The 6453-nt window shown below is 68.3% G+C and carries 4 protein-coding genes; 2 read left to right on the top strand and 2 right to left on the bottom strand.

Annotated features, from left to right (window positions below; translation table 11 throughout):
* Positions 1 to 155 precede the first annotated feature (155 nt).
* Together B551_RS11615 and B551_RS11610 are read left to right on the top strand one after the other, a co-directional pair.
* Positions 156 to 998 carry an enoyl-CoA hydratase/isomerase family protein gene (locus B551_RS11615; RefSeq protein WP_006579363.1) on the top strand — a complete coding sequence of 281 codons (843 nt, stop codon included), beginning with the start codon at positions 156 to 158 and terminating at the stop codon, positions 996 to 998.
* 38 nt (positions 999 to 1036) lie between these two features.
* Entirely contained in the window at positions 1037 to 2269 is a 1233-nt protein-coding gene (locus B551_RS11610) for a CaiB/BaiF CoA-transferase family protein (RefSeq protein WP_006579362.1), read from the top strand.
* 222 nt (positions 2270 to 2491) lie between these two features.
* On the opposite strand, the gene B551_RS11605 is transcribed toward B551_RS11610, so the two are convergent.
* Positions 2492 to 5623 (bottom strand): efflux RND transporter permease subunit, encoded by a 3132-nt coding sequence (locus B551_RS11605; RefSeq protein WP_043439035.1) that lies wholly within the window; start codon positions 5621 to 5623, stop codon positions 2492 to 2494.
* A 13-nt stretch (positions 5624 to 5636) separates the two neighbouring features.
* A partial coding sequence (locus B551_RS11600; RefSeq protein WP_023264135.1) for an efflux RND transporter periplasmic adaptor subunit occupies positions 5637 to 6453 on the bottom strand: 817 nt, incomplete at its 5' end.

The raw sequence follows: 6453 nt of genomic DNA, 5'->3' as shown, positions 1-6453 counted from the left end.
CGTTGCGGGGGCGTCTTCCCGTTCGTTTACCGGGTAAACCATGGGCGATGCATCCTTTGTGAAGGCGTTGATTTGGGATATGGTATACCAAATCAACGGTGCGGCAAGACGTCATATTGCCGGGCCGTCAGCCAACCCCGCCAGGAGCGCCTTCGATGACCGTGATGCCCGCTTCCGCTTCTCCCGACCCCCACCCAGACTCGCAGCGGGGCAATACCGACGACAGCCCGGTGCTGACGCTCCGTGACGGCCCAATTGCCACCGTCGTGCTCAATCGCCCGGCCAAGCTCAACGCGATGACGCTGTCGATGTGGCAGCAGCTGGGTGAGGCCTTCCGCGCGCTGTCCGCCGACGACGGCGTGCGCTGCGTGATCGTGCGCGGCGCCGGCGAGCGGGCCTTTTCGCCGGGCAACGATATCGGCGAGTTCGACCAGGCGCGCTCGAACAAGGCGCAGGCCACCGCCTACGGCAAGGTGATGCATGCCACCGCGCGGGCGCTGCAGGACTGCCGGCATCCGGTGGTCGCGCAGATCCACGGCATCTGCGTCGGCGGCGGACTGGAGATCGCGGCGATGGCCGACATCCGCATCTGCGGCCAGGGCAGCCGCTTCGGCGCGCCGATCAAGAACCTCGGGCTGGTGATGGCCCATGCCGAGATGGCGCCGCTGATCCGGCTGATCGGCGAGTCGCGCACCCTCGAGCTGCTGTTCGAAGGCAGGATCGTCGGCGCCGACGAGGCCCATGGCATGGGGCTGGTCTCGCGCGTGGTGCCCGACGACCAGGTCGCCGCCGAGGCGGCCGCGACCGCGCAGCGCATTGCCAGCGGCGCGCCGCTGGTCGCACGCTGGCACAAGAAGTTCGCGCGCCAGCTGGTGGCCGGCACACCGCTGGGCGAGCGCGAGCGCGACGAGGCGTTCGACTGCTTCGATACCGAGGACTTCCGCACCGGCTATCGCGCCTTCCTCGCCAAGCAGACGCCCGAGTTCCACGGCCGCTGAGCGGCATCCATATCGAAAGGACAGCGATGGCATCCCCCATGCAATCCGAACGCACTGCGCAGGCCGGCGCCCTCTCCGGCATGCGCGTGCTCGAGCTGGCCCAGATCATGGCCGGCCCGACCTGCGGCATGATGCTGGCCGACCTCGGCGCCGACGTCATCAAGATCGAGAAGACCGACGGCGGCGACGATGCGCGCGGCTATCGCGATCCACGCATCAACGGCGTGTCGGCGCCCTTCCTGATGCTGAACCGCAACAAGCGCGCGATCGCGCTCGACCTGAAGACGCCCGAGGGCAAGGAGGTGCTGCTGCGGATGGCGCGCGACGCCGACGTGCTGATCGAGAACTTTCGCAAGGGCACGCTCGAAAAACTCGGGCTCGGCTACGACGTGCTGTCGGAGATCAATCCCGGCCTGATCTATTGCGCGATCTCGGGCTATGGCCGCACCGGCCCGGCCGCCGACAAGGGCGGCTTCGACCTGATCGCGCAGGGCTATACCGGGCTGATGAGCATCACCGGCGAGGAAGGCGGTCCGCCGCTGCGCACCGGCAACTCGATCGCCGATATCAATGCCGGCATCCTGGCGGCGGTCGGCATCCTGGCCGCCTATCAGCACAAGCAGAAGACCGGACGCGGCCAGATCGTCGAGACCTCGCTGATCGAGGCCGGATTGCAGCAGCTGTACTGGCATGCGGCGATCCATTTCGCCACCGGCGAGTCGCCGGGCCCGAGCGGCTCGGCGCATGTGCTGGCGACACCGTACCAGGCCTTTCCGACCCAGGACGGCCACATCATCGTCGGGGGCGCCAACGAGAAGAACTGGGAACGCATCGCGCAGGTGCTGGGCCGGCCCGAGTGGCTGACCGATCCGCGCTATCGGCTGAACTCGGACCGCATGCGCCACCGCGACACCTTGCTGCCCGCGATGGCCGAGATCCTGCGCACGAAGCCGTCGGCCGAATGGCTGGCGGCGTTCGACGCCGCGGGCGTGCCGGCCGGACCGGTGCATTCGATCGGCGAGGCGCTGTCGCATCCACAGACGCTGGCGCGCGAGATGGTGGTCGAGCAGCAGCATCCCGAGGCCGGGCCCGTAAAGAGCATCGGGCTGCCGATCAAGCTGTCGGAGACGCCGGCGCGGTACGTGCGGCCTTCGCCGCGGCTGGGGGAGGATACACGGGCGTTGCTGGCGGAATGCGGGTATGGCGAAAAGCAGATCGCGCAGATGCTGCGGGCCGGCGTAGTGAGGGACGTTGCGGGGGCCGAGGGATAACGGGCGTTGTTTGTCCTCTCCCCCGCCCCTCTCCCGCGAGCGGGAGAGGGGAGCAGACCGCAGGGATTCGACACGCTCGAGGAGTTCTCCCTCTTCCCCGCCCCGCTCCCGCAAACGGGAGAGGGGAGCAGACCGCGGGCGTTCGACATGCTCAAGGGGTTCTCCCTCTCCCCCTCACGGGGGAGAGGGTTGGGGAGAGGGAGGTGGTGTTACAACGACCGTTCAAACCACCGCCGCGTCATCCCGCCGAACCTCCACGGCTTCCCCCTCCTCCTCCGCCGCCTCATCCGGCCAACTGCGGCCAACCATCCATTCGTACAGCGTCGGCAACACGATCAGCGTCAGCACGGTCGCGGTAATCAGCCCGCCGATGATCACGATCGCCAGCGGCCGCTGCGTCTCCGAGCCGATCGCCCGCGAGACCGCCATCGGGAACAGGCCCAGCATCGCCAGCAGCGCGGTCATCAGCACGGTCCTCAGGCGGTCCATCGACCCGGCCAGCACCGCCTGGCGCAGCGGCAGCCCCTGCTCGCGCAGCTGGTTGAAGTAGGTCACCATCACCACGCCATTGAGCACCGCCTGGCCGAACAGCGCGATAAAGCCGATCGCCGCCGACACCGACAGCGGAATGCCGGTCAGGAACAGCGCGAACACGCCGCCCACCAGCGCGAAGGGGATGTTCGACAGGATCAGCGTCGCGCTCTTGAACGACTTGAATGCCTGGAACAGCAGCAGGAAGATCAGCAGCACCGACAGCGGCACGACGATCGACAGCCGCGCCATCGCGCGCTGCTGGTTCTCGAACTCGCCGGACCAGCCGATCTTGACGTCGTCGGCGCGCACGTTCTTCGCCACCAGCGCCTGCATGTCCTTGACCACGCTGCCCATGTCGCGGTCATGGATGAACACGCCGATCGATGTGGTGCGCTGCCCGTTCTCGCGGCTGATGTTCATCGCACCGGACGCCGCATGGAAATGCACCAGCTGCGACAGCGGCACCTGCGCCCCCTCGGCGGTCTGCATCAGGATGTTCGGCAGGTTCGGCAGCGCGCGTTCGCCGGGCGCCAGCCGTACCACCACGCTGAAGTGCTTCTCGCCCTCCCACAGCTCGGTGGCCGCCTTGCCGGCCAGCGCGGTCTCCATCAGGTCCTGCACGTCGGCCACATTGATGCCGTAGCGCGCCGCCTGGGCCCGGTCGAAGTCGAGCAGATACTGCGGCAGCTCGCCGTCGCGGTCGATGAAGGCGCGCATCACGCCCGGGACGGTCTGCACGTTGGCCAGGATCTGGTCGGCGACGCGCTTGTTCTGTTCCAGGCTGTCGCTCTGCACCTTGATGACGATCTGGCCCTTGATCTGCGAGATGCTCTCGAGGATGTTGTCGCGCACCGGCTGCGAGAAGTTCGGCTCGATGCCGGGCAGCTTGCGCAGGTTCGCGTTGATCTCGCCGATGATGCGCCGCTTGTCGAAGCCGCGCCGCCACTGCGCTTCGGGCTTCAGGTCGACCAGGATCTCGACCGTATTGATCAGCTTCGGATCGGTGCCGTCGTCCGGCCGGCCGACCTTCGAGATGGTCGACTTGACCTCGGGCGTCTGCCGGATCGTCCGGCGCAGCCGCGCCGCCTGCTCGCGCGCCTCGTCGGTCGATACCGAGGCCGGCAGGTCGAAGCTGACCCACATCGCGCCCTCGTCGAGCTCGGGCAGGAACTCGCTGCCGAGCAGCTTGCCGACGCCGGCGGTGACGATCAGCAGCGCCACCGCGCTGGCCACCACCGCCCGCTTGTGGTCCAGCGCCCATGCCAGCATCGGCGCATAGGCGCGCTTGCACAGCCGCACCACCGCGTTGTCGTGGTGCGCGATGTCCTTCTTCAGCAGCAGGTAGCACAGCAGCGGCACCAGCGTCAGCGACACGATCAGCGAGCCGACCAGCGCGCCCGTCACCGTGTACGCCATCGGCGCGAAGATCTTTCCTTCGTGGCGCTGCAGCGTGAAGATCGGCAGGTGCGCGGCGATGATGATCACCATCGAGAACACCGTGGGCCGGCCCACCTCGGTGACGGCGCGCGCGATCGCCTGCAGCCGCGCGCGGCTGTCGCGGATCTTCAGCTCCTTCAGCTCACCGAGGCGCTTGAAGATGTTCTCGACCACGATCACCGCGCCGTCGACGATGATGCCGAAGTCCATCGCCCCCAGCGACAGCAGGTTGGCCGGAATGCCGACCCAGGTCAGGCCGAGGAACGTCGACAGCAGCGCCAGCGGAATCACCAGCGCAACGATCGCCGCGGCACGGACGTTGGCCAGGAACAGGTACAGCACCGCCATCACCAGCAGCGCGCCCTCGACCAGGTTGCCGAACACCGTGTGCAGCGTCTTGTCGATCAGGTCGGCACGGTCGTAGTACGGCACGATCTCGACGCCGCGCGGCAGGATCTGCTCGTTGAGCTGCGCGATCTTCGCCTTCAGCGCCGTCAGCACCTCGGAGGGATTCTCGCCCTTGCGCATCACCACGATGCCGGAGACGATGTCCTCTTCGTCGTCCTGCGCCATCAGGCCCTGCCGCGGCGCGGCGCCGACGCGCACTTCGGCGATGTCCTTGACGAGGATCGGCGTGCCGTTGACCTCGGACACGACCACGTTGGCGATATCGGCCGAGCTGCGGAAGCTCCCCAGCGAGCGCAGCAGGAACTGCTGCCGCCCTTGCGCGACCGCGCCGCCGCCGGCGTTCGAGTTGCCGCGCTGCAGCGCCTCGAACAGCTGCGCCAGCGAGACATGTGCGTCGCGCATGCGCGCCAGGTTCGGGTTGACCTCGTACTGCTTGATGGTGCCGCCGATCGTCACCAGGTCCGCGACGCCGGGCACCTGGCGCAGGTTCTTCTCGACCACCCAGTCCTGCAGCGTGCGCAGCTCCTGCGGTGTATGGCCCTTGCCCTTCAGGCGGAAGCGGTAGATCTCGCCGATCGCGGTCGACAGCGGGGCCAGGTCGGGCTGCACGCCGTCGGGCAGATCGACGCCGCGCAGGCGCTCGATCACCTGCTGGCGCGCGGTGACATCGGTGGCCTTGTCGTTGAAGGTCACCATCAGATAGGACAGGCCGAACTGCGTGTGCGAGAACACCCGCACCGAATTGGGCGTGCCGGCCAGCGCGGTCTCGATCGGGATCGTGACCTGGCGCTCGACCTCTTCGGCCGCGCGGCCCGGATACAGCGTGATCACGTTGACCTGCACGTCCGAGACATCGGGAAAGGCCTCGATCGGCAGGTTCTTGAAGGCCGCCAGGCCGCCGGCGACGAACAGCGCCAGCCCCATCCAGACGAACAGCTTCTGGTGCAGCGCGAAATGGACGATGCGGGAGATCATGACGCGGCCGGCCTCATCGAGCTTGCTGGCGCAGCGCGGCCTGCGCCGCGCTGGCATCGCGCAGGATGTCCTGCAGATAGAGATTGCCTTCGGTCACCACCTGCATGCCGGGCTCGAGCCCCGACACCACCTCGGTGAGGCCCGGCAGGCTCGCGCCCACCTTGACCTCGTGCCGCTCGAAGCGATGCGCATCGGCGCGCACGAACACATAGTGATGGTTGTCGGCGAGGAACACAGCGCGGGCCGGCACCGCGATGCCGTCGAAGCCCGCCGCCTCGATCCGCGCGGTGACGAACATTTCGGCCTTCAGCTTGCGCTGGGCGTTCGGCACCGACAGACGGACCTTGATGCTGCGCGCGGCCGGATCGACATAGTCGGCGATCTTGACCACCTTGGCGGGGAAGGACTCGCCCGGATAGGCGGCCGAAGTCAGCGTCACGCTGCCGCCCGGGCGGAACAGCGCCAGATCCGCCTCGGCCGCATCGAGCTGCGCCCACAGATCGGACGGGTCGGTCAGCAGGAACAACGGCGCGGCAGGCGGCTGGTCCGGCCGCAGCTGCATGCCGGGGTTCAGGTTGCGTTCGACCACCAGGCCGGAGATCGGCGCGCGCAGCGCGAAGCGATCCGGCGCGCCAACGCCCACGCTCCCCGGCTTGCCCAGTTCGCCGCCGACCTGCCGCAGCGCCGCCTGCGCGCGCTGCAGTTCGGCACTGGCGCGCGCGGCTTCGGCCTGGGCCTGCTCCAGGTCCTTCTCCGCGACGATGCCGGCGCCATACAGCTCGCGTTGCCGCGCCAGCCCCTTGGACGCCAGCGCGGCATCGGCGGCCGCC

The organism is Cupriavidus sp. HPC(L), assembly GCF_000307735.3.
Taxonomy (GTDB): Bacteria; Pseudomonadota; Gammaproteobacteria; order Burkholderiales; family Burkholderiaceae; genus Cupriavidus.
This window is presented reverse-complemented; position numbering and strand designations above follow the sequence as displayed.